This is a genomic window from Microbacterium sp. HMWF026, assembly GCF_003061325.1.
Classification (GTDB): domain Bacteria; phylum Actinomycetota; class Actinomycetes; order Actinomycetales; family Microbacteriaceae; genus Microbacterium; species Microbacterium testaceum_E.
In genome coordinates, this window is the sequence record NZ_QAJB01000262.1 from 1 (window position 1) to 2,198 (window position 2,198).

Below are 2,198 nucleotides of genomic sequence, written 5' to 3' on the forward strand. Positions count from 1 at the left end.
GCGATGCCGAGGGAGTTCACCAGGGCGGCGATCTGGTCCTGATGGTCGTCGACGTGCTCTCCGCGTGCGGCGTTGCGGATGGCCAGCACCGGGTGCACCCCCAGCGCGAGCATCTCGAGCAGGGAACCCACGCCCGCGTGCGAGACGACCACGTCGGCCGAGGCCGCGATACGGGTGAAGTCCTCGGGGGCAAGATAGTCGTGGACCGCGCCGGGCAGATCCTCGCGCGTCGTCTCGCCCAGCTGCCAGACGGTGTGCTCGTCGGCGAGTCCGGTCGCCAGCACCGCGTCGACGACCGAGTCGAACCGGTACCCGCGGATGGTGCCCAGGGTGACGAAGAGCCGGTGCCGGCGAGCCGGGCGCACGCGCGTTGCCGACCGGTACGTGCTCAGGACGCTGTCGCACAGCTTCCACCGGGTGTTCGCCCACCCGGGCGCCTGCGTCCTCAGGTGGACGCTCGGCACGTTCTGCAGCAGGCGGCCCGTCATCGAGGGACCGTCGACGCGGGCGACGCTCTCGATGTAGGTGGCCGGGATGCCGGCACTCGCGGCCAGGGGCAGGGCGGCGGTCGCGATGGCCGCACCGGTGCTGATGGCCGCGTCGAAACGCTCGGTATGGAAGATGCGCATCAGCGGAGCCGCCGCGGCAAGAGTGCCCTTGAGGTCGCGCGGACCGACGTAGGGCAGCATGACGCACCGACGCCCCTCGAGCATCTGTCGACTCTGCGGGGTATCGAAGGTGATCCACAGGGAATCCGGATGCCGCCCGAAAAGCGATTCCAATCGGATCAATTCGGCGAAATGCCCGCCGGTCGAACAGATGAATGCGGTCTTACCGCCGGCTCCCCACACGGTCGTAGACATGACGCAACCGATTCCCCCCGTTCGAGGGCCCGCGGGCCCATCTGACGGTCGCCTCGTGCATTCCCCCGAAACGGGGCGACCGTGATTTTTGTCCGGAGTGCAGAATCGCGATCGCGACCCTGGATCCCGGGCGTGGCGAAACTGTAGCGCGGCGGACGGCCGTAGTTCGGGTCGTCGTCGAATCGGCGACCGATCGTCATAGGGAGTTCACATTCACCGCCATTTGCGGTTTCACAATGGAAACGCGAGAGCGCGTGATCGGAATGACGCGCCGGGCATGCCGAGGGGAATGCAAACAATGCCGAGAGAACGCGAACGGCCCGTCAGCCGCCGCACCGTCCTGACCGGTGGAGCGTGGGGGGCCGGCGCCGTCGCGCTCGGGCTCTTGGCCGCCCGCTCCGCGACCGCGGCGAGCTCGGGACCGACACCCACGCTCCCCGGCGAGTACCTCCGCACGGCGAACGAGGTGACGCCCGGCGGCGCCCTCTTCGACAACATCTGCGTGACCATCAGCAAGGACCCCGCTCGCCTGTACGTGCCGCAGAGCATCAAGCCCGGAGACGGCCGCCCCGTGCCGGTCGTGTGGTATTACCACGGCTCGGGCGGCGATCACAACGCGCTGGACGGCAGCTTCCGCGCCTCGGCGATGTGGGCGGTCGAGCGCGGTGCGATCGCGATCTGTCAGAAGGCGGGCGGCACGCTGTATTCGGCGCCGCGCGCCGTCGACCTGCAGAACGCCGCCCTCAGCTGGATGACGCGGCAGTTCGTCGTCTCGTCGACCGTCCTGCGCGCCACCTCGGGCGGCGGCGTGCTGGCCGCCGAGACCTACGGTCGTCGCCTACTGCCGAACATCACGGGCATGTACGACGTCAACGCCGCCTACGACCTGCGCGCGATGTACGACGACGGAGGCCGCGGACGCATCTCGGTGCAGGCGGTCTTCGGCGACGACCTCGCCGCGATCGACGCCGCCAACCCGACGCGGTTCGCCCTCGACGCGTGGCGCGGTACGAAGGTGCGCGTGGTCGTGTCGACCCCCGACGACAGCGACACCACCGTTCCCCCGCGCCGCCACGGCCTCGCCCTGATCGATCGGATCACCCCGGTCGCGGCCGAGGCCTCGGTGCGCACGCACACCATGGGGCACAACACCCCCGGGTTCGCGACCGGGGACTTCACGGCGTCGATGACGCGCTGGGGGTCGCTGCTCGTGCCCCCGGCGCCGACCGCGACGCCCACGCCCACGCCCACGCCCACGCCCACGGCAACGCCCACCGCGACAGCCACGCCGACGCCCACATCCACGCCGACGGCGAGCCCCACCCCGACCCGGAC

The 2,198-nt window shown here is 70.4% G+C and carries 2 protein-coding genes; one reads left to right on the top strand and one right to left on the bottom strand.

Annotated elements, in window-relative coordinates:
* Positions 1–713 (bottom strand): glycosyltransferase (locus DBR36_RS10305; RefSeq protein WP_108319107.1); only part of this gene is annotated, 713 nt, incomplete at its 3' end.
* 448 nt (positions 714–1,161) lie between these two features.
* Here DBR36_RS10305 and DBR36_RS17730 point away from each other — a divergent pair.
* Positions 1,162–2,198, top strand: a 1,037-nt coding sequence (locus DBR36_RS17730) for a S9 family peptidase (protein ID WP_219927641.1), incomplete at its 3' end; no start/stop codon positions are given.